A 20,537-nucleotide genomic window follows, 5' to 3' on the forward strand; every position below is an offset into this window, starting at 1 on the left:
GCGTAACAGGTAATTAAAATTTAATTGTCGTTATGAGCGAGAAAGTGATGCTCATAACATCAGCCGACAGGTTTGGCACATTTGTGTCAGGGAAGGGGGTGAGAATCCCCCGCAGCCCCCGCTGCTGTGATGCTGACGACCCCGTAAGACCACTGATCGCAAGATTGGGAAGGACGGGCGAGGAGGAAGCTAAGCCAGAAGACCTGCCTGTCGGTATTTACCAACAACTTCGGTGGGAAGTGGGTTGCTCAGTAGCGTACAGTCGAAAGACTGGGGTAATACGCAGCTAAACAATACCTCTACCACCCTGAACAGGATCAGGGTATGGCGGCAAAGCTTCACGCATTTATTCTCGCAGGGACCGGAAGTGGCTGTGGTAAAACCACCGTCACGCTTGGTCTGCTGAGTCTGCTGAAAAGACGTGGAATGCGTGTTCAGCCATGCAAAGTCGGCCCTGATTATCTCGATACCGGCTGGCATACGGCAGTATGCGGCAGTGCGTCCCGTAACCTCGACAGCTTTATGCTCCCGGAGCCCGTGCTTAACGCGCTGTTTTGTGAACACATGCAGCAGGCGGATGTCGCGGTGATCGAAGGCGTGATGGGACTCTATGACGGCTATGGCACCGATCCGAACTACTGTAGTACGGCGGCGATGGCGAAACAGCTGGGCTGCCCCGTGATTTTACTGGTGGACGGTAAAGCCGTTTCTACCTCCATTGCCGCAACGGTAATGGGATTTCAGCACTTTGATCCTGACCTCAATATCGCTGGCGTGATTGTTAATCGCGTTAATAGCGAAACTCACTACCAACTCCTGAAAACGGCGATTGAACGCTATTGTTCGCTACCGGTGCTTGGCTATGTTCCCGGAGTGGAAGGCGTGGCGTTGCCGGAGCGTCATCTGGGGCTGATTACCGCGCGTGAGTCCGTCGTTAATCAACAGCCGTGGCAGGATTTTGCCGATACGCTTGAACGAACGCTGGACATTGATGCGCTTCTTTCCCTGAGTCAGCTAACCGCGCTGCCTGCTGGCGAGTGGCCAGCGTTACCCGACCCGCAGGCGGGGAAAGGACTTACCGTTGCCATCGCGGATGACGAAGCGTTTAACTTTTACTATCCCGATAACATCAAACTGCTGGAACGTACTGGCGTAACGATGACGCGTTTCAGTCCACTGCATGACAGCACGCTGCCGGAATGCCAGATGATCTGGCTGGGAGGCGGATACCCCGAGCTACACGCCGCCGCGCTGGCGGCGAACACCCCAATGCTGGCGCAAATGCGCGCCGCCCATCAGCGCGGCGTGGCGATTTATGCAGAGTGCGGCGGGCTGATGTACCTCGGCAGTACCCTGGAGGACGCCAGTGGAGAGATTCACCGGATGGTGGATGTGATTCCGGGGCACAGCAAAATGGGGAAACGGTTGACCCGCTTCGGCTACTGCGAAGCGCAGGCCAGAGAGCAAACGCTGCTGGCGGCGGCAGGCGAAGTGCTGCGTGGACATGAGTTCCACTATTCTGATTTTCTCCCGGAAAACCCGGCGGTGATGGCGTGCCGTAAAGTCCGCGATGGTAAGACATTGCAGGAATGGTCTGGCGGCTGGCAGGTGGGGAATACCTTCGCAAGCTACCTTCACGTTCATTTCGCACAACGCCCTGCAATGCTGAACCACTGGCTGGCGGCAGGAAGGGGGGCGCTATGACCGTGCTTGCGTGGTGTATCGCCTGGCTTCTTGATTTCGTTATTGGCGATCCGCAGAACTGGCCGCATCCGGTACGCTGGATTGGCAATTTAATTTCAGCAACTCAACGTGTTGTGCGGCGTTACTGCCATAGCGACAGATCGCTGCGCATTGGCGGAGCGGTGATGTGGCTGGTGGTGGTCGGCGTGACGTGGGCGGTTTCCTGGGGCGTGCTGGCGCTGGCGAGCGCGATCCATCCCTGGTTTGGCTGGTTGGTAGAGATCTGGATGATTTTTACCGTTCTGGCTGGCCGCTGTCTTGCGAATGCTGCCCGCGATGTTGAACGCCCGCTGCGGGCGGGCGATTTAGCTGAAAGCCGCGAGAAGCTGTCATGGATTGTCGGACGGGATACCTCACAGTTACAGCCTGAACAGGTTAATCGTGCCGTGGTGGAAACGGTCGCTGAGAACACCGTAGACGGCATCATCGCCCCGCTTTTTTTCCTCTTTTTGGGCGGCGCGCCGCTGGCAATGGCGTACAAAGCCGTAAATACCCTCGATTCAATGGTTGGCTATAAACACGAAAAATATCGCGCCATTGGTATGGTCAGCGCCCGTCTGGATGATATTGCGAACGTTATCCCGGCGCGTCTGAGCTGGCTGCTGCTGAGCATTGCCGCGACGTTGTGTCGTTACGACGGCTATCGCGCCCTGCATATCGGCTGGCGGGATCGCTACAACCACAGCAGTCCTAACTGCGCGTGGTCAGAAGCCTCTGTTGCCGGTGCGCTGGGTATTCGTCTTGGCGGCCCGAATGACTACTTTGGCGAGCGTGTTGAAAAACCCTGGATAGGCGACGCGCAGCGCGGCATTTCAGTAGATGACATTTCCCGAACGATTCGATTGATGTGGGTAGCCTCGACCCTGGCACTGGCGCTGTTTATCGCCGTACGGTGCCTGCTGGTTGGCGCAGCCTGAGGATAACAGACGATGCAATATATTCAGCAGCCCCAGGCGATTGAGGCCAAAAGTTTCGACATCATTGGCGAGATCATTCGCGAGACACGCCCGGAGTATCAGTTTGCCAGCCCGCTTCACGAAGCGATCATCAAGCGGGTGATTCACACCACCGCCGACTTTGACTGGCTGGATATTCTCTGGTTTTCCGATGACGCGCTGGAGCGACTCTGCGCGGCGCTGAGTCGCCCATCCATTATCTATACCGATACCACAATGGCGCTTTCCGGCATCAATAAAACATTGCTGGCGACGTTTGGCGGTGAATGCCGTTGCTATATCAGCGATCCGCGAGTTGTGGCGGAAGCAAAAGCGCAGGGGATTACCCGATCAATGGCGGCGGTGGATATCGCCGTGACGGAAGAGAGTGAAAAGGTGTTTGTGTTCGGCAATGCGCCGACGGCGCTGTTCCGGTTGCTTGAGCATGATGTTGCCGTGAGCGGCGTGGTAGGCGTACCGGTCGGGTTCGTCGGGGCGGCGGAGTCTAAAAATGCGCTGACGAAAAGCGCGTTGCCAGCTATCGCGGCGCTGGGGCGTAAAGGAGGAAGCAACGTCGCCGCCGCGATCGTAAACGCCATGCTCTATTACTTGCAGGGGGCGCGATGAGCGATCAATCCTTCGACGCGCCTGTCTGGCACAACGGCAAAGCGTTGCGAAAAGGGTATACCACCGGATCGTGCGCAACCGCTGCGGCAAAGGTCGCCGCGTTGATGGTGTTACGCCAGCATCTGATTCATCAGGTTTCCATCGTTACGCCGTCCGGGGTGACATTGTGCCTGAACGTCGAGTCGCCGCACATCGAAGGGCGGCAGGCGATTGCCGCGATCCGTAAGGACGGCGGCGATGATGTCGATGCCACGCACGGAATGCTGATTTTTGCCCGCGTAACGCTGAACGATAGCGGCGAGATTACGTTGCAGGGCGGAGAAGGCGTGGGAACCGTGACGCGTAAGGGAATTGGACTGCCGGTGGGCAGCGCGGCGATTAATCGTACTCCGCGCCATACCATTGAGTCTGTAGTACGCGAAGCGATAGGCCCGGCGCGGGGAGCGGATATTGAAATTTTTGCCCCGGAGGGGGAAGAACGGGCGCAGAAAACCTATAACGCGCGCCTCGGTATTCTGGGCGGTATTTCGATCATTGGAACCACCGGCATTGTCACTCCGATGTCGGAGGAGAGCTGGAAACGCTCGCTGTCGCTGGAGCTGGAAATCAAACGCGCCGCCGGTCTGGAACGCGTTGTGCTGGTGCCGGGAAACCACGGCGAGCGCTTTGTGCGCGAACAGATGGGTATCGACACGCAGGTTGTCGTCACCATGAGCAATTTTGTCGGCTACATGATTGAAGAAGCGGTACGTCTGGGATACCGCCATATCGTGTTGATCGGCCATCCCGGTAAGTTGATTAAAATAGCCGCGGGGATTTTCCACACTCACAGCCACATCGCAGATGCCCGCATGGAAACCCTGGTGGCGCATCTGGCGCTGCTTGGCGCGCCGCTTGAGTTACTGACTCGGGTCAGCGACTGCGACACCACCGAAGCGGCAATGGAACACATTGAAGCATACGGTTTTCAACATATTTACAACCATCTTGCGCAACGCATCTGTATGCGCGTGATGCAGATGCTGCGCTTCACGAAAACGCCACCTACCTGCGACGCCATCATGTTCTCTTTTGATAACCAGATCCTCGGTAGCAATCGCCCGATCGAAGAGATTGTGGAGGAGATGCAATGCTAACGGTGGTGGGCATGGGGCCGGCAGGGCTGCATTTGATGACGCCAGCGGCACGCGAGGCCGTGGCGGATGCCGATGTGCTGGTGGGGGGAAAGCGTCATTTATTGCAGTTTCCTGCGTTCACCGGCGAACAGTTTGTTCTGGGCGCCAATATTGCGGAATTGCTCAACTGGATTGCCGGGCAGCAGGACAAACGCATCGTGGTGCTGGCGTCCGGCGATCCGCTGTTTTACGGCATCGGGACGCGCATGGTGGCCCATTTTGGCATTGAGCGGGTGCGCATTATTCCCGGTATCAGCGCAGTGCAATATCTGTGCGCGCAATCGGGTATCGATATGAACGATATGTGGCTGACCAGCAGCCACGGTCGTAGCGTCTGTTTTGATGAGCTGGCGCGTCATCGCAAGGTCGCGATGGTGACGGATGCCCGCTGCGGGCCGCGAGAAATTGCGACGCAGTTAATGGCGCGCGACAAGGGTCATCGCTGGATGGTGATAGGCGAAAACCTGGCAATGGAAAACGAGCGGATTCACTGGCTGCGCGTCAGTGAAGTCAATGCCGACTATGACATGAACGCAGTGGTGATCCTTGATGAAAGATGAGCTTTTTCTACGTGGCGAGAACGTGCCGATGACCAAAGAAGCGGTTCGCGCGCTCGCGCTGTCAAAACTTGATTTGCACCGTGCCAGCCATCTGATTGACGTAGGCGCCGGAACCGGGAGTGTGTCGATAGAGGCGGCGTTACAGCACCCTTCGCTGCACGTTACGGCGATTGAACGTAACCCGGCAGCCCTGCGGTTGCTGGATGAAAACCGCCAGCATTTTGCCTGCGGCAATATCGACATTCTGCCGGGTGAAGCGCCGATGACGATGACTGAAAAAGCGGATGCGGTGTTTATGGGCGGGAGCGGCGGCCATCTGACGACGCTGATTGACTGGGCTATGCGGCAATTGCATCCCGGCGGCCGTCTGGTGATGACCTTTATCCTTCAGGAAAACCTGAATACTGCGCTGGAATATCTGACACAGATTGGCATCCATGAGGTGGATTGCCTGCAAGTGCAGGTGTCGTCACTCACTCCCCTCGGCAATGGCCACTATTTCAAACCGAATAATCCTGTTTTTGTTATCGCCTGTCAGAAGGAAGAGAACCATGTCTGAGACATTTGATCCCCGCTGTGTATGGTTTGTCGGCGCAGGTCCGGGCGATCGTGAACTGATCACGCTGAAAGGTTATCGCCTGTTGCAACAGGCGCAGGTCGTTATTTATGCCGGATCGCTGATTAATACTGAACTGCTGGACTATTGCCCGTCAGGCGCTGAGTGCCACGACAGCGCAGAACTGCATCTGGAGCAAATTCTTGACCTGATGGAAGCGGGCGTGAAGGCCGGAAAAACGGTCGTACGCCTGCAAACGGGCGATGTGTCGCTGTACGGCTCCGTGCGTGAGCAGGGCGAAGAACTTACCCGGCGCGGCATCGACTGGCAGGTGGTGCCGGGCGTCAGCGCGTTTCTCGGCGCTGCTGCGGAACTGGGGGTGGAGTATACCGTCCCGGAAGTTTCGCAAAGCCTCATCATTACCCGTCTGGAAGGGCGTACTCCGGTGCCGGAACGTGAACAACTGGAGTCCTTCGCCAGCCACCAGACGTCAATGGCGATTTATCTCTCCGTGCAGCGTATTCACCGGGTCGCCGAGCGGCTGATTGAAGGCGGCTATCCGACCACCACGCCGGTGGCGGTTATCTACAAAGCGACCTGGCCGGAAAGCCAGACCGTGCGCGGCACGCTGGCGGATATCGGCGACAAAGTACGTGAGGCGGGTATCCGTAAAACGGCGCTCATTCTGGTCGGGAATTTCCTGGGGGATGAGTATCACTACTCAAAACTCTATGCGGCGGACTTTAGCCATGAATACCGTAAAGCCTGAATCTATAGCCCTGTTTTGTCTGACGCCCGGCGGCGTACAGCTTGCGAAGCGGCTGGCGGCGATGCTGCCGTTAACCTGCTTTACCAGTGAGAAACTGCTGGAAGACGGGTTTATGCCCTTCGAAGGCGGATTTGCACAATCGGCCCGCGATGCGTTTGCTAACTATTCGGCGCTGATTTTTATCGGTGCGACCGGCATCGCGGTACGCGTGCTGGCGCCGCTGGTAAACGACAAATTCAGCGACCCGGCGGTGGTGGTGATCGACGAACGGGGCCAGCATGTGATCAGCCTGCTCTCTGGTCATGCGGGGGGCGCCAATGCGCTGACCCGCTATCTGGCGGGCATGCTCGGCGCCGATCCGGTTATCACGACGGCGACTGACGTTAACGATATGGCGGCGCTTGATACGCTGGCATTTCAGCTCAATGCCCGGATGACCGATTTCCGCTCGGCGGTAAAAATCGTCAACCAGATGCTGGTCAGCCACCAGCGCGTCGGGCTGTGGTGGGATGAGGAACTGGCAGACGATGTCAGTCACTGCGATCGACGCGGGTTCATCACCGTGACCGACCTGCACCAACTTCCTGAGCTTGATGCGCTGATTTGCATCACTTTGCGCAATGAATTGCCAGAAATACCCGTCCGACACTGGAAGCTGGTGCCGCAGCGAGTGGTCGCCGGAATCGGCTGTCGCCGCGACACGCCGTTCCCGCTGCTGGCAGCGCTGCTGGCGCGACAGCTGGAGGCGCAGAAATTTGATCCGCTGGCGTTGAAAGCGATTGGCAGCGTCTCGCTCAAAAAAGATGAGCAAGGATTAATCCAGCTTGCCTCCTGCTGTCGCGTTCCCTTTGAAACCTTTACCGCTGACGCGTTGCGTGAGCATGAACATCGCTTCCCGGCCTCCAGATTTGTGCGGCAAACCGTCGGTGTGGGCAGCGTATCCGGCCCGGCGGCCTGGCTGTTAAGTCACGGAAAACTGTCTGGCGAAACCCTGCGCGAACAGGGCGTCACTATTACTTTGGGAGTTTCACACTGATGTTAAGCGTAATTGGAATTGGCCCTGGCTCGCAGGCAATGATGACGATGGAAGCCGTAGAAGCCTTACAGGCGGCGGAAATTGTCGTTGGCTATAAAACGTACACCCATCTGGTAAAAGCCTTTACCGGCGACAAGCAGGTGATCAAAACCGGAATGTGCAAAGAGATCGAACGCTGTCAGGCGGCGATTGAACTGGCGCAGGCCGGACACAATGTGGCGCTGATCAGCAGCGGCGATGCGGGGATTTATGGCATGGCGGGGCTGGTGCTGGAACTGGTCAGCAAACAGAAGCTGGACGTTGAAGTGCGGCTGATCCCCGGCATGACCGCCAGTATCGCGGCGGCCTCCCTGCTGGGCGCGCCGTTGATGCACGATTTCTGTCATATCAGCCTGAGCGATCTCCTGACGCCGTGGCCGGTCATCGAAAAACGGATTATCGCCGCCGGAGAAGCAGACTTCGTGATCTGTTTCTATAACCCGCGCAGCCGTGGCCGTGAAGGTCATCTGGCGCGTGCTTTTGAACTGCTGTCCGCCAGCAAAAACGCGCAAACGCCGGTTGGCGTGGTGAAGTCGGCCGGGCGTAAAAAGCAGGAAAAATGGCTGACCACGCTCGGCGATATGGATTTTGAGCCTGTCGATATGACCAGCCTGGTGATTGTCGGCAACAAAGCCACTTACGTACAGGATGGTCTGATGATCACGCCGCGAGGTTACGTACTGTGAGTTACGGCGACGTGCTGGTTATGGGCGGCACCAGCGATGCCCGGATGCTGTGTCAGCAACTGGATGCGGCAAAGGTGGCATACACCCTGTCGGTTGCCACGCCGACAGGAAAGCAGCTGGCTGGCGACATTAAAGGTCAGATCCGCTGCGGGCGCCTGGAGCCAGAGGAGATGGTGGCCTGGCTGAAAGCGCACCGCACGCGTTGGGTCATTGATGCGTCGCACCCGTATGCCGAGGTCGTCAGCCGCAACATTATGCACGCCTGTGAACGCGCGGGGGTGTTGCTGAGCCGCTATCAGCGCCCGGAACAGCTCAGCGAGCTTACGCACCCGCTGTTGCACCATGTCCACACGATTGCTGAGGCCTGCGATGTGGCGCAGCGCTTTGGCGAACGCGTTCTGTTAACGACCGGAAGTAAAGATCTGGCGACCTGGCGAGCCGGGTTGCCGCACAAAAAACTGCTGGCCCGCGTCTTACCTGTTCCTGAGGTCATTCAGCAATGTGCCGACCTGGGATTTGGCGTTGGTGAGATTTTCGCCCTGTGCGGGCCGTTCAGCGCTGAATTTAACGCGGCGTTTTATCGTCAGTGCCAGGCCGATGTTGTGGTGACAAAAGCATCGGGGGCGGAGGGCGGTTATCAGGAAAAAGTTCAACCCTGTCTGGATGCCGGTATCCCCTGCATCGTGATTACCCGCCCGGCAACGCTTGTAACGGGTGATGAGTTACTGGAAAGTCAGGCCGCATTTGCGCAGCGTTTGGCGCGCTGGCTGGCCGCTGCTTAAGGAGTAAGAGATGAAAAAAGCGCTTCTGGTGGTGAGTTTTGGCACCAGCTATCACGACACCTGTGAGAAGAACATTGTGGCCTGCGAACGCGATCTGGCAGCCAGCTGCCCGGATCGCGATCTGTTTCGCGCGTTCACCTCCGGGATGATTATCCGCAAGCTCAAACAGCGTGACGGCATTGAAATCGATACGCCGCTTCAGGCATTGCAGAAGCTTGCTGAACAGGGGTATCAGGATGTGGCGATTCAGTCCCTGCACATTATTAACGGCGACGAATACGAAAAAATTGTGCGTGAAGTTCAGACTCTGCGCCCGTTATTTACCCGTCTTACGCTCGGCGTGCCGCTGTTGAGTAGCCATGCCGATTACGCGCAGCTGATGCAGGCTTTACAGCAGCAGATGCCAACGCTTGGCGCGACGGAGAAAGTGGTGTTTATGGGGCACGGCGCCAGCCACCACGCGTTTGCGGCCTATGCGTGTCTGGACCATATGATGACGGCGCAGCGTTTTCCGGCGCGTGTGGGAGCGGTTGAGAGTTACCCGGAGGTGGATATTCTCATCGAGAGCTTACGTCAGGAAGGCGTAACGGCGGTGCATCTGATGCCGCTGATGCTTGTCGCCGGCGATCATGCCATTAACGATATGGCTTCCGATGAAGAGGACTCCTGGAAAACGCAGTTCAACGCCGCAGGCATCCCGGCGACGCCGTGGCTGAGCGGTCTGGGGGAGAATCCGGCGGTACGCGCCATGTTCGTGGCGCATCTGCAACAGGCGCTGAATACGGCCATGGAGGAAGCGGCATGAGTGGAAAGCTGTATGCGTTAAGCACCGGGCCGGGCGCAGCCGATCTGATCACCGTGCGCGCGGCGCGAATACTTGGCTCGCTCGATATCCTTTACGCTCCGGCAGGGCGCAAAGGCGGCGACAGTCTGGCGCTCTCTATTGTGCGTGAATATCTGGGTGAGCAGACGGAAGTCCGCTGCTGCCACTTTCCAATGAGCGCCGACAGCGCGGAAAAAGAAGCCGTCTGGAATGAGGTAGCCGCAGCGCTGGTTCAGGAAGTGGAGGCGGGTAAACAGGTGGGATTTATCACCCTCGGCGATGCCATGCTGTTCAGCACCTGGGTCTTTTTACTCCAGCGGATCGGCAACCCGGCGTGGCTGGAAATCGTTCCTGGCGTCACCTCGTTTGCCGCCATTGCCGCCCGCGCGAAAACGCCGCTGGCGATGGAACAACAATCGCTGGCGGTGATCTCCTGCACCGCGGCGGAAGAAACAATTCAGCAGGCGTTAAGACAGCATGACAGTCTGGTACTGATGAAAGTCTACGGTCGCTTCGCGCGTATTAAAGCATTGCTGCAACAGGAAGGTTTGCTGGAGTGCGCCCTGATGATGGCGGAAGCCACGCTGCCCGGTGAGCAGTGCTGGCGTCACCTGAATGAGGTCAGCGACGAGCAGCCGCTGCCCTATTTTTCGACCATTCTGGTCAACAAACAGTGGGAGTATGCAGAATGAAACTTGAACAACAGCTAAAACAGCTGTCTTTCAGCGGGTTAGCTGCGGCGTTATTGCTGATGGTTGTCCCGGAACAGGCGTTCGCCATGCATATCATGGAGGGATTCCTGCCGCCGATGTGGGCGCTGGCCTGGTGGGTGCTGTTTTTACCGTGCCTGTGGTACGGACTGGTGCGCCTGCGCCGTATCGTGCAGGAAGATAACAACCAGAAGGTGCTGCTGGCATTGTGCGGGGCGTTTATCTTCGTGCTGTCGGCGCTGAAAATTCCTTCTGTTACAGGTAGTTGCTCGCACCCGACAGGGGTAGGGCTTGCGGTGATTTTATTTGGCCCAGGCGTTGTGGCGATCCTCGGGGCGATTGTGCTGCTGTTTCAGGCGCTGCTGCTGGCGCATGGCGGCCTGACCACGCTGGGTGCGAACGGGATGTCGATGGCGGTTATCGGCCCCGTTGTCGGGTATCTGGTATGGCAAATGGCCTGCCGCGCCGGGCTGCGCCGCGATGTCGGCGTCTTTCTTTGCGCCATGCTGGCGGATCTGGTGACGTACTTCGTGACGTCGGTGCAGCTTGGGGTGGCGTTCCCGGACCCGCAGGCTGGGGCAATGGGTTCAGTGATTAAATTTATGGGGATTTTCTGCCTGACGCAGATCCCCATTGCGATCGCGGAGGGGCTGCTGACCGTCATGATTTACGACCAGTTGACCAAACGCCGGTTGATTACCGCACAAGGACATTAAGATGAAAAAGACGCTGATATTGTTAGCTATGGTGATTGCCCTGGTGATCCTGCCGTTTTTTATCGATCATGGCGGTGAGTTCGGTGGCTCTGACGGCGAAGCGGAAAGCCAGATCCAGGTGGTGGCGCCGCACTATGAACCGTGGTTCCAGCCATTGTATGAACCGGCCAGCGGTGAAATTGAAAGCCTGCTGTTTACGCTGCAAGGTTCGCTTGGCGCGGCGGTGATTTTCTATATTCTCGGTTACAGCAAAGGCAGACAGCGCCGTGATGACCGGGCTTGATCGACTCAGCTACCAGAGCCGCTGGCTTCATGTTACGCCGGTGCGTAAGTTTTTGCTCTGGTTGCTGATGATGATTCTGGCCTTTACCCTGCCTCCTTTGGGGCAGGGTATTGAACTGGCGCTCATCGCCGGGCTGAGCTGCTGGCTGCTGCGGATTTCGTTCTGGCGCTGGTGTCGCTGGATGGCGATACCGTTTGGTTTTTTAAGCGTGGGCGTGGTGACGATTTTATTCAGCGTGAGCCGCGATCCTCACTCGTTACTGGCAAGCGTTCCGGTTGGCGATTACTGGCTGGGGGTGACTTCGTCAGGGTTGAATACCGCCAATGAAACCTTCTGGCGCAGCCTGAGCGCGCTGGCGGCGACGTTCTGGCTGGTGTTGAATCTGCCGTTTCCGCAACTGATTATTTTGCTTAAGCGCGCGCATGTGCCACGGCTGCTGACCGAGCAGATACTGCTGACATGGCGCTTTATTTTTATCCTGTTAGACGAAGCGCTGGCCATTCATCGCGCGCAAACGCTGCGTTTTGGCTATCGTAGTTTGCCGAAAGGCTATCGTTCTCTGGCAATGCTGGTGGGTTTGCTGTTTACGCGTGTGCTTATCCGCTATCAGCAAATGACCACCGTGCTTGATATCAAACTGTATCAGGGTGATTTTCACCTGTAAGGATTCGTATGCTTGCCACCTCCGGTCTCTGGTTTCGCTATCAGGATGAGCAGGTGCTCAAGGGGTTAACGCTGGATTTCTCCCCCCATGCGGTTACCGGGCTGGTGGGCGCGAACGGCTGCGGAAAATCGACGCTATTTATGAACCTGAGCGGTTTACTGCGCCCGCAAAAAGGCGAGGTTTTGTGGCAGGGAAAAGCGCTGGATTACAGTAAGCGCGGGCTGCTGGCGCTGCGCCAACAGGTGGCAACCGTTTTTCAGGACCCCGATCAACAAATTTTTTATACCGATATCGACAGCGATATCGCTTTTAGTCTGCGAAATTTAGGCGTGGCTGAGGATGAGATAGCCCGCCGCGTGGACGATGCGTTGACTCTGGTTGATGCGCAGCATTTCCGTCATCAGCCGATCCAGTGTTTAAGCCACGGGCAAAAAAAACGCGTGGCGATTGCGGGCGCGATGGTGTTGCAGGCCCGCTACCTGCTGCTGGATGAACCCACTGCCGGGCTTGATCCTGCCGGGCGCACGCAGATGATCGCGATCATCAAGCGGATTGTGGCGCAGGGGAATCATGTGGTTATTTCCAGCCATGATATTGATCTCATTTATGAAGTCAGCGATGCCGTTTACGTGCTGCGCCGTGGCGAGGTACTGGCATACGGTGAGCCGGGGGAGGTGTTTGCACGCACTGAACTGATCGAACAAGCCGGGCTGACGCAACCGTGGCTGGTCAAACTGCATGCGCAACTGGGGTTGCCGCTGTGTAAAACGGAAGAAGAATTTTTTGGGCGTATGCGAGAGAACGCGCTGAAGGAGGCGTCATGACGCAGGCAGTAATGTTGCAGGGAACGGCATCAGATGTAGGTAAAAGTGTGCTGGTGGCGGGGCTGTGCCGCATCTTTTATCAGGATGGCCTGCGCACGGCGCCATTTAAGTCACAGAATATGGCGCTGAATTCCGGCATCACGCCGGACGGCAAAGAGATGGGACGCGCGCAGATTTTCCAGGCGGAAGCGGCGGGGATTGCGCCGGATGTGCGGATGAATCCGGTTCTGCTGAAACCGACCAGCGATCGGAAAGCGCAGGTGGTGTTGATGGGCAAAGTCGCCACCGATATGGACGCGGTTAGCTACCATGAATATAAGCCGCGTCTGCGTGAGCAGATCCTCATGGTTTACAATAGCCTGGCGCAAGAATATGACGTTCTGGTGCTGGAGGGCGCCGGTAGCCCGGCGGAAATAAACCTGCGTGACCGCGACATCGTCAATATGGGGATGGCGGAAATGGCGCAATGCCCGGTCATTCTGGTGGCGGATATCGATCGCGGCGGCGTTTTTGCCTCTATCTACGGTACGCTGGCGCTGCTGCATGATAGTGAACGCGCCAGAGTGAAAGGGGTGATCATCAATAAGTTTCGCGGCGACGTGACGCTGCTCTACTCCGGCATTGAACAAATTGAAGCGCTGACCGGCGTGCCGGTTTTGGGCGTGATGCCCTGGCTGGAGGTCGATCTTGAAGATGAGGATGGCGTGGCGCTGCAAAAAGGCAAATACCTGCGTACCGATAAGCGCGATATCGACATTGCCGTTGTTCAGGTGCCGCACATCTCGAATTTCACCGATTTCAACGCGCTGGCGGCGCAGCCGGATGTTCGCGTGCGCTATGTGCGCCATCCTGAAGAACTGGCGGGCGCGGACCTGATAATTCTACCGGGCAGCAAAAATACGCTTGGCGATCTGGTCTGGCTGCGTGAAAGCGCAATGGCGCATGCCGTGTTGCAGGCGCATCGTCAGGGCGTACCGGTGGCAGGTATCTGTGGCGGCTATCAGATGCTGGGCGACACCATTATTGATGAGGTGGAGTCCGGGCTGGGTACGCTCCCCGGTCTTGGGCTGCTTAATACCGTCACGCATTTCGCGCAGGATAAAACCACCACGCAGGTTGAAGGGCAGATGGCCTCTGCGCTGCCGGGATGGCTGGCGGCGGCGTCTGGCCTGGCGGTGCGCGGGTATGAAATTCATATGGGCGAGACGACACTGAATGCACAATGCCAGCCAGCCATGACGTTACGCAAAGGCGAAAACGCTATCGCTGACGGCGCGGTAACGGACGACGGACTGGTCTTTGGCACCTATCTTCATGGCTTGTTCGACAGCGATGCGTTCACGCGGGCGCTGGTCAATGGCCTGCGCGTGCGTAAGGGGCTGACGCCGCTGGATCACGCCTTCCATTACGCGCAATATAAATCGCAGCAGTTTGATCTGCTGGCGGATGCGATGCGACAACACATCGATATTGAGAAAATTTATACCATCATGCAGCAGCACCGGGAGCCCGTATGATGATTCTGGTGACCGGCGGCGCGCGCAGCGGGAAAAGCCGCCATGCGGAGGCGTTAATCGCGGATTCGCCGCAGGTGCTGTACATCGCCACGTCGCAGATTTTTGACGAGGAGATGGCGGCGCGGATTCAGCACCATCGGGATGGCAGACCGCCGCACTGGCGGACAGCGGAATGCTGGCGACATCTTGATGCGCTGATTACGCCAGATAACGCCCCCGAAGAGGCCATTCTGCTGGAGTGTATCACGACCATGGTGACCAATTTATTGTTCGCGATGGGTGGCGATACGGACCCGGACAACTGGGATTACGCGGCGATGGAGCAGGCGATTGAAGACGAAATTCGCGCGTTGATCGACGCCTGTCAGCGCTGTCCGGCTCAGGTGGTTCTGGTGACCAATGAGGTGGGCATGGGCATTGTCCCGGAAAATCGTCTGGCGCGACATTTTCGCGACATCGCCGGGCGCGTCAATCAGCGTCTGGCTGCGGCGGCGGATGAGGTCTGGCTGGTGGTATCGGGTATTGGAGTCAAAATTAAATGAGTAAGTTGTTCTGGGCGATGCTCGCTTTTATTTCGCGTTTGCCTGTTCCGACCCGTTGGTCTCAGGGGCTGGATTTTGAGGAGTATTCCCGCGGTATTGTGATATTCCCGCTAATTGGTATGCTGCTGGGCGCGATTGGCGGCCTGGTGTTTGTGGCGCTTCAGTCCTGGTGCGGCATTCCACTGGCGGCCCTGTTTTGCGTTTTGACGCTGGCGCTGCTGACCGGCGGTTTTCACCTCGACGGTCTGGCGGATACCTGTGACGGTATTTTTTCCGCCCGCCGCCGGGAGCGGATGCTGGAAATTATGCGTGACAGCCGCCTGGGCACCCACGGCGGGCTGGCGTTGATTTTTGTCCTGCTGGCGAAAGTGCTGGTGATTAGCGAACTGGCGCTGAGAGGCACGCCGATGCTGGCGGCGCTGGCGATGGCCTGCGCGGCGGGGCGCGGTGTCGCCGTATTGCTGATGTATCGTCATCGCTATGCCCGTGAAGAAGGGCTGGGCAACGTGTTTATCGGCAAAGTTACCGGGCGACAAACCTGCGTGACGCTGGGATTAACCGCTATTCTCGCGGCGATACTCATGCCGGGGATGCGCGGGGTCGCTGCGCTGGTGGTCACTCTGGCGGCAATTTTTATTCTTGGGCAATTATTAAAACGCACGTTGGGTGGGCAAACCGGCGATACGCTGGGTGCGGCGATTGAACTTGGCGAGTTGATCTTCCTGCTGGCTCTGCTGTGAGCCAGCCAACACGATGAGAACCCTTATGCAGACGTTAACCTCTTTACTCCGTGACATTCCCAAACCGGACAGCGACGCAATGGCGCACGCCCGGCAGCACATCGACGGCTTGCTCAAACCGCCGGGCAGCCTCGGGCGCCTGGAAGCGCTGGCCGTACAGTTAGCGGGGATGCCCGGTCTCAACGGCACTCCGCATGTCGGTAAGAAGGCGATGCTGGTGATGTGTGCCGATCATGGCGTGTGGGATGAAGGGGTTGCGGTCTCGCCAAAAGTTGTCACCGCCATTCAGGCGGCCAACATGACGCAGGGAACAACCGGTGTTTGCGTACTGGCTGCTCAGGCCGGGGCAAAAGTCCATGTGATTGATGTCGGGATTGATGCCGACCCGATCCCCGGCGTGGTGAATATGCGCGTGGCGCGTGGGTGCGGGAATATCGCGACAGGCCCGGCGATGAGCCGCGTTCAGGCCGAAGAACTGCTGCTGGAAGTGATGCGCTACACCCGCGAACTGGCGCAAAGCGGCGTAACGCTGTTTGGCGTTGGCGAACTGGGAATGGCGAATACCACCCCTGCGGCGGCGATTGTGAGTGTACTGACCGGTAGCGATGCCGAAGATGTGGTGGGGATTGGCGCGAATCTTCCGCTCTCCAGAATTGGCAATAAAGTTGAGGTTGTGCGCCGCGCTATTGCGGTGAACCGGCCCGATCCGCGTGATGGCGTTGAGGTGCTGGCGAAGGTGGGCGGTTTTGACCTGGTCGGTATGGCGGGCGTGATGCTGGGCGCCGCATCATGTGGATTGCCGGTTGTGCTGGATGGTTTTCTCTCCTATTCTGCGGCGCTGGCGGCGTGTCAGATTGCGCCGGAAATTAAACCGTATCTGATTCCGTCGCATTTCTCAGCAGAGAAGGGCGCGCGGATTGCGCTGGAGCACCTGGAGCTGGAGCCGTATCTGCATATGGGAATGCGTCTCGGCGAAGGCAGCGGCGCAGCGCTGGCAATGCCCATCGTTGAAGCCGCCTGCGCGATGTACCGCAACATGGGGCAACTGGCGGCAAGTAATATTGTCCTGCCGGATGGTAAATAAAGATAAGCCGTATCGTTTCCCTTCGGTGGCGCTCATTCGCTGTTAACGTCGGAAAGGCGATAAAAAAGCTATAATTAACCGACATCTGCTGCGATTTGAGGAAAGGGAAATGATGCCTCGTGTGAAACTGTTTTGTTCTTTTATTCTGCTGTTCGCAAGCCAGAGCGCGCTGGCGGTAAGTTATCCATTGCCGCCAGAAGGGAGTCGTCTGGTCGGCAACCCGCTGACGATAACCGTCCCGGACAATAATACTCAACCGCTGGAAGCGTTTGCGGCGCAGTACGGACAGGGGCTGAGCAATATGCTCGAAGCGAATCCCGATGTGGATGTCTTTTTGCCGAAGTCCGGTTCGACGCTGGTGGTGCCGCAGCAGCTTATTTTGCCGGATACCGTGCGTGAAGGCATTGTGGTTAACGTGGCGGAAATGCGTCTTTACTACTATCCGAAAGGGGGCGATACCGTTGATGTCCTGCCGATTGGCATTGGCGAGGCGGGGCGAGAAACCCCACGTAACTGGGTGACTGCGGTAGAGCGTAAACAGGAGGCGCCGAGCTGGACGCCGACGGCGAATACCCGACGTGAATATGCTAAACGAGGCGAAAGTCTGCCCGCGTTTGTCCCCGCCGGGCCGGATAACCCGATGGGGCTGTATGCAATTTATATCGGTAAGCTGTATGCCATTCATGGCACAAATGCGAACTTCGGTATTGGGCTGCGCGTGAGCCAGGGGTGCATCCGGTTGCGTAACGATGACATCAAATACCTGTTTGACAATGTGCCGGTGGGCACTCGCGTGCAGATTATCGATCAACCGGTGAAAACCACCGTCGAAGCGGACGGCAGTCGCTGGATTGAAGTGCATGAGCCGTTATCGCGTAATCGCACTGAATTTGAATCCGACAAAAAAGTACCGCTGCCGATCACGCCGGTGATGCGTACTTTTATGAAGGGCGACGGCGTTGACATTCATCGCGTCAACGAGGCGCTGGAGCGCCGCTCCGGGATGCCGACAAATATCAGCGCGGGTCTGACGGGGTTCTGATGTTTCTCCGCGCAATCTCCAGAAAAGCCTTTACCGCGCCGTTATTGTCGTTCTTTCTGCTGAGCAGCATCAGATTGGCCGATAACTCAGGCGCGTCGAGAGGGCGATAGACCAGGCCGGGAATGGCGATGTGCATCAGCGGTTCAGGCACCAGCGCTAGCCCTTGCCCGGCGGCGGCCAGAGCCAGTACGCTGAGCGTGCTGGAGGTGCAATGGGCGACGTGCGGAACATGACCCATAATCTCTGTGAGCATCATATAAAGCGGCTCATCCGCACGGTGGGTGTCGTAGAAAATGAGGGGCTCTTCAGCCAGCATATCTACCGTCAAATGGGTTTCACAAGCCAGCGGGTGATCGTCGGCGATGGCGACCATCCGGCCCCAGAGGCCTATTTTTTCAGCCGCTAATTCTGGCTGGCGTACGTTATGGTGATCGGGTGTGTAACCAATGTCGAGCTGGCCGCTCAGAATGGCATCCGCTTGTAGCAACGGCGCGATTTCGCATACGACCAGTTCCGCATCGGGATAGGCCTGGCGAAAGGCGCGCAGATCTTCTGTCAATTTGCCGCTGAACACCGCGTTGCCAGCAAAGCCAACGCGCACAAGACCCGTTTCTCCGCGCATCGACCGTTGTACTGTCAGACGGGCATGTTCCGCCTGCTCAAGCGTGCGTTGCGCTTCGGTCTGCAACAATTTTCCCGCTTCGGTTAACTCAACTTTCCGGCTGGTACGAATAAACAGCGGGCCGCCTAACTCTTCTTCCAGCGCCTTGATCTGCATGCTCAGCGCGGGAGGAACGATATTGAGTTTTTCGGCGGCGCGGCCAAAGTGTCCTTCTTGTGCAACGGCAAGAAAATAGCGTAAGTGGCGCAGATCCATACGATGGCCTCATCATTCATCTAAACTGAATAATCTGTAAGATTTATCTATTGGATTTTAACGTTAATGGCGAGGAAACTGAATCCACTTAACTGGCTGGAGTAAAAATTATGCACAATCACCTGGCGGATCGTCAGCAAATTACCGATCTTCTCACTGGCTGGATGCATCGCGATCTGGGCGAGTGGGAGCAACTTCGCGGGCTGTTTCACACGGATGGCACCATTGAGATAACCTGGTTTGAAGGGCTGGCGAGCGATTTTGTTGACGGCTCAATGCGTATGGGGGCTTCTGACATCCGCACCAAACATTTGATTGGCACGCCGGTAGTGACCTTCAATAGCAGCGTCAACCGCGCCATTGTTGAAACTAATGCCATGATCATCGGCGAGAATGTGAAGCTGAATCTGGGGATGGTGACCCATAATCGCTTTTACGATATGGCGGAAAAACGCGATGGCGTGTGGAAGCTCTTCAGACGCCAGAGCATTTATGACATGGGGAGTTTTACCTTCCCGCTGGGCGTGGTCGATATTGATCAAAGCGCGGTAGCAAAATACCCGCGAGAATACGCCGCGCTGGCATACCTGCTGGAAAAAAGCGGATTTCCGGTCACGCGTGTATTCGCAACGCGCGGCAGTGCGCTCGAACAGCAGATGAAAACCGAAGGGCAGCGCTGGCTGTCTGAGCCCGTTGTTTAAGCTTCATCAGCGACTGCGATCATCATGATTCTCAAAAGGATAAGAGAAATGCTCACCACTATACCAGGACGAAAATGCATCGCCGTTCTGTTTGCGATGCTAATGTTTCCCGGTGCGGCTTTGGCTGCGCAAACCCTAATCTACAGCGACCATGAACCGCTGGGTGGAATGCGCACTCGTTTTATCAATGACGTATTTTTCCCCGCAATCGAAAAAGAGTCGCGTGGTCGCCTGAAGGTAGAGGCGCACTGGGGAGGTGAGCTAAGTGATGGTTATACGGCTCTGGCTCTGGCGGGAAAGGGGGACAAAGCGGATATGGCCGTTGTTGTACCTGAATATGCAGCTAAGGCATTACCATTGCAGCAAATCTTTAAAAGCTTCCCCGTCGGCCCTGCCGGGGAAAAGCAGGTTGCTTTCTTTCGTCGCGTTTATGCGGATATCCCGGATTTTTCGGCAGAACTCAAGAAAGAAAATGTGGTGAATGTTTTCATTGCGACCGGCTATCCGCTGGCTTTTTTTAGCACTACCGCGCTGAGTAATCCTGAAGGACTTAAGGGGGGAACGTGGCGCTCCGCCAGTTTCTGGCACCAGGGGTTTCTGAAAAATGTCGGCGCTAAAGCTGTGACCATGCCCTGGGGAGATGAAACCTACAAAGCCTTACAAAGCGGAAGTCTCGACGGATTAATGTTGAATGTGGATAGCGGCTATGCGTTAAATGCTCAGCGATTCGCGCCTGATGTGCTGGTTTCGCGGGATCTCTGGCTTGGGCATGTTTACCTGCTGGTGATGAATAAAAATACCTGGGATAACCTTTCCCGCGACGATCGGGCGGCGATTCAACGGGCCGCTGACGTCGCTTATCAATCCCTGGGTTCCGTAATGGATAAAAGTTTCACCACACAAGTCGCCGATCTGGAAAAAAGCGGTGCGACGGTCAGAATCCTGCACTCTGAAGACGTTGCGCAATGGAAAGCCGCCACCCGATACCAGGAGATTCAGTCTGCGTGGGTGAAGGAGCAGGAAAAGAACGGGCTTACCGAGGCGGGAAGGGTGATGAAACAGGTCAGTAGCATTCTGGACGAGATGATGTCTCCGGCCCCTTAAGC

The 20,537-nt window shown here is 57.0% G+C and carries 24 protein-coding genes and 1 riboswitch; of the genes, 23 read left to right on the forward strand and 1 reads right to left on the reverse strand.

Annotated elements, in window-relative coordinates:
- Positions 1-51 precede the first annotated feature (51 nt).
- A riboswitch (cobalamin riboswitch) is annotated at positions 52-225 on the forward strand.
- Between the two features lie 99 nt (positions 226-324).
- From OGV82_RS13420 to ldtA, 21 genes are all read left to right on the forward strand, one after another.
- Complete coding sequence (locus OGV82_RS13420; protein WP_047462731.1) at positions 325-1,704, forward strand: cobyrinic acid a,c-diamide synthase CobB; 1,380 nt, start codon at positions 325-327, stop codon at positions 1,702-1,704.
- Complete coding sequence (gene cbiB / locus OGV82_RS13425; protein WP_047462732.1) at positions 1,701-2,660, forward strand: adenosylcobinamide-phosphate synthase CbiB; 960 nt, start codon at positions 1,701-1,703, stop codon at positions 2,658-2,660. Before OGV82_RS13420 ends, cbiB begins: the two co-directional genes overlap by 4 nt.
- Positions 2,661-2,672: 12 nt before the next feature.
- Positions 2,673-3,305, forward strand: coding sequence for a cobalt-precorrin-8 methylmutase (locus OGV82_RS13430; RefSeq protein WP_047462734.1), 633 nt, complete (start codon positions 2,673-2,675; stop codon positions 3,303-3,305).
- Complete coding sequence (cbiD, locus tag OGV82_RS13435; RefSeq protein WP_012131779.1) at positions 3,302-4,441, forward strand: cobalt-precorrin-5B (C(1))-methyltransferase CbiD; 1,140 nt, start codon at positions 3,302-3,304, stop codon at positions 4,439-4,441. Before OGV82_RS13430 ends, cbiD begins: the two co-directional genes overlap by 4 nt.
- A complete protein-coding gene (locus OGV82_RS13440; RefSeq protein WP_047462737.1) occupies positions 4,435-5,040 on the forward strand; it encodes a cobalt-precorrin-7 (C(5))-methyltransferase in 606 nt (201 codons plus the stop codon). Before cbiD ends, OGV82_RS13440 begins: the two co-directional genes overlap by 7 nt.
- Complete coding sequence (locus OGV82_RS13445) at positions 5,030-5,599, forward strand: decarboxylating cobalt-precorrin-6B (C(15))-methyltransferase (RefSeq protein WP_047462740.1); 570 nt, start codon at positions 5,030-5,032, stop codon at positions 5,597-5,599. The genes OGV82_RS13440 and OGV82_RS13445 overlap by 11 nt, the downstream gene beginning before the upstream one ends.
- Positions 5,592-6,365, forward strand: a complete 774-nt coding sequence (locus tag OGV82_RS13450; protein ID WP_047462743.1) for a cobalt-precorrin-4 methyltransferase — start codon at positions 5,592-5,594, stop codon at positions 6,363-6,365. Before OGV82_RS13445 ends, OGV82_RS13450 begins: the two co-directional genes overlap by 8 nt.
- Positions 6,346-7,401 carry a cobalt-precorrin 5A hydrolase gene (cbiG, locus tag OGV82_RS13455; RefSeq protein ID WP_047462746.1) on the forward strand — a complete coding sequence of 352 codons (1,056 nt, stop codon included), beginning with the start codon at positions 6,346-6,348 and terminating at the stop codon, positions 7,399-7,401. Before OGV82_RS13450 ends, cbiG begins: the two co-directional genes overlap by 20 nt.
- On the forward strand, positions 7,401-8,126 hold the full coding sequence (locus OGV82_RS13460) for a precorrin-3B C(17)-methyltransferase (protein ID WP_012131784.1): 726 nt from the start codon (positions 7,401-7,403) through the stop codon (positions 8,124-8,126). Before cbiG ends, OGV82_RS13460 begins: the two co-directional genes overlap by 1 nt.
- Positions 8,123-8,908 (forward strand): cobalt-precorrin-6A reductase, encoded by a 786-nt coding sequence (locus OGV82_RS13465; RefSeq protein ID WP_012131785.1) that lies wholly within the window; start codon positions 8,123-8,125, stop codon positions 8,906-8,908. Before OGV82_RS13460 ends, OGV82_RS13465 begins: the two co-directional genes overlap by 4 nt.
- Before the next feature lie 10 nt (positions 8,909-8,918).
- Positions 8,919-9,713, forward strand: a complete 795-nt coding sequence (gene cbiK / locus OGV82_RS13470) for a sirohydrochlorin cobaltochelatase (protein ID WP_047462750.1) — start codon at positions 8,919-8,921, stop codon at positions 9,711-9,713.
- A complete protein-coding gene (locus tag OGV82_RS13475) occupies positions 9,710-10,423 on the forward strand; it encodes a cobalt-factor II C(20)-methyltransferase (protein WP_012131787.1) in 714 nt (237 codons plus the stop codon). The genes cbiK and OGV82_RS13475 overlap by 4 nt, the downstream gene beginning before the upstream one ends.
- Positions 10,420-11,157 (forward strand): cobalt ECF transporter S component CbiM, encoded by a 738-nt coding sequence (gene cbiM / locus OGV82_RS13480; RefSeq protein WP_012131788.1) that lies wholly within the window; start codon positions 10,420-10,422, stop codon positions 11,155-11,157. Before OGV82_RS13475 ends, cbiM begins: the two co-directional genes overlap by 4 nt.
- 1 nt (position 11,158) lies before the next feature.
- Entirely contained in the window at positions 11,159-11,440 is a 282-nt protein-coding gene (locus OGV82_RS13485) for an energy-coupling factor ABC transporter substrate-binding protein (RefSeq protein WP_012131789.1), read from the forward strand.
- Entirely contained in the window at positions 11,427-12,104 is a 678-nt protein-coding gene (locus OGV82_RS13490) for an energy-coupling factor ABC transporter transmembrane protein (RefSeq protein ID WP_047462753.1), read from the forward strand. Before OGV82_RS13485 ends, OGV82_RS13490 begins: the two co-directional genes overlap by 14 nt.
- 8 nt (positions 12,105-12,112) lie before the next feature.
- Positions 12,113-12,928: an energy-coupling factor ABC transporter ATP-binding protein gene (locus OGV82_RS13495; protein WP_012131791.1), complete on the forward strand. Its 816-nt coding sequence runs from the start codon at positions 12,113-12,115 to the stop codon at positions 12,926-12,928.
- Entirely contained in the window at positions 12,925-14,445 is a 1,521-nt protein-coding gene (locus tag OGV82_RS13500; RefSeq protein WP_047462757.1) for a cobyric acid synthase, read from the forward strand. The genes OGV82_RS13495 and OGV82_RS13500 overlap by 4 nt, the downstream gene beginning before the upstream one ends.
- Positions 14,442-14,987 carry a bifunctional adenosylcobinamide kinase/adenosylcobinamide-phosphate guanylyltransferase gene (gene cobU, locus OGV82_RS13505; RefSeq protein WP_047462761.1) on the forward strand — a complete coding sequence of 182 codons (546 nt, stop codon included), beginning with the start codon at positions 14,442-14,444 and terminating at the stop codon, positions 14,985-14,987. The genes OGV82_RS13500 and cobU overlap by 4 nt, the downstream gene beginning before the upstream one ends.
- On the forward strand, positions 14,984-15,727 hold the full coding sequence (cobS, locus tag OGV82_RS13510; protein WP_047462764.1) for an adenosylcobinamide-GDP ribazoletransferase: 744 nt from the start codon (positions 14,984-14,986) through the stop codon (positions 15,725-15,727). The genes cobU and cobS overlap by 4 nt, the downstream gene beginning before the upstream one ends.
- A gap of 25 nt (positions 15,728-15,752) precedes the next feature.
- Positions 15,753-16,811 carry a nicotinate-nucleotide--dimethylbenzimidazole phosphoribosyltransferase gene (cobT, locus tag OGV82_RS13515; RefSeq protein WP_047462767.1) on the forward strand — a complete coding sequence of 353 codons (1,059 nt, stop codon included), beginning with the start codon at positions 15,753-15,755 and terminating at the stop codon, positions 16,809-16,811.
- 112 nt (positions 16,812-16,923) lie between these two features.
- Positions 16,924-17,853, forward strand: coding sequence for a L,D-transpeptidase (gene ldtA / locus OGV82_RS13520; protein ID WP_047463990.1), 930 nt, complete (start codon positions 16,924-16,926; stop codon positions 17,851-17,853).
- On the opposite strand, the gene OGV82_RS13525 is transcribed toward ldtA, so the two are convergent.
- The gene (locus OGV82_RS13525) at positions 17,828-18,730 is read right to left on the reverse strand and encodes a LysR substrate-binding domain-containing protein (protein ID WP_047462770.1); all 903 of its coding nucleotides are present in this window, start codon (positions 18,728-18,730) and stop codon (positions 17,828-17,830) included. The two genes, ldtA and OGV82_RS13525, sit on opposite strands and share 26 nt — an antisense overlap.
- A 110-nt stretch (positions 18,731-18,840) precedes the next feature.
- Here OGV82_RS13525 and OGV82_RS13530 point away from each other — a divergent pair, with 110 nt between their 5' ends.
- Both OGV82_RS13530 and dctP read left to right on the forward strand, forming a co-directional pair.
- A complete protein-coding gene (locus OGV82_RS13530) occupies positions 18,841-19,431 on the forward strand; it encodes a nuclear transport factor 2 family protein (RefSeq protein WP_047462774.1) in 591 nt (196 codons plus the stop codon).
- Positions 19,432-19,479: 48 nt separating this feature from the next.
- Positions 19,480-20,535: a TRAP transporter substrate-binding protein DctP gene (dctP, locus tag OGV82_RS13535; RefSeq protein ID WP_047462777.1), complete on the forward strand. Its 1,056-nt coding sequence runs from the start codon at positions 19,480-19,482 to the stop codon at positions 20,533-20,535.
- The last annotated feature ends 2 nt before the right edge of the window (positions 20,536-20,537 follow it).

The sequence above is a fragment of the Citrobacter sp. CK191 genome (genome assembly GCF_030333435.1).
In the GTDB taxonomy this organism is placed as follows: domain Bacteria; phylum Pseudomonadota; class Gammaproteobacteria; order Enterobacterales; family Enterobacteriaceae; genus Citrobacter_B; species Citrobacter_B koseri.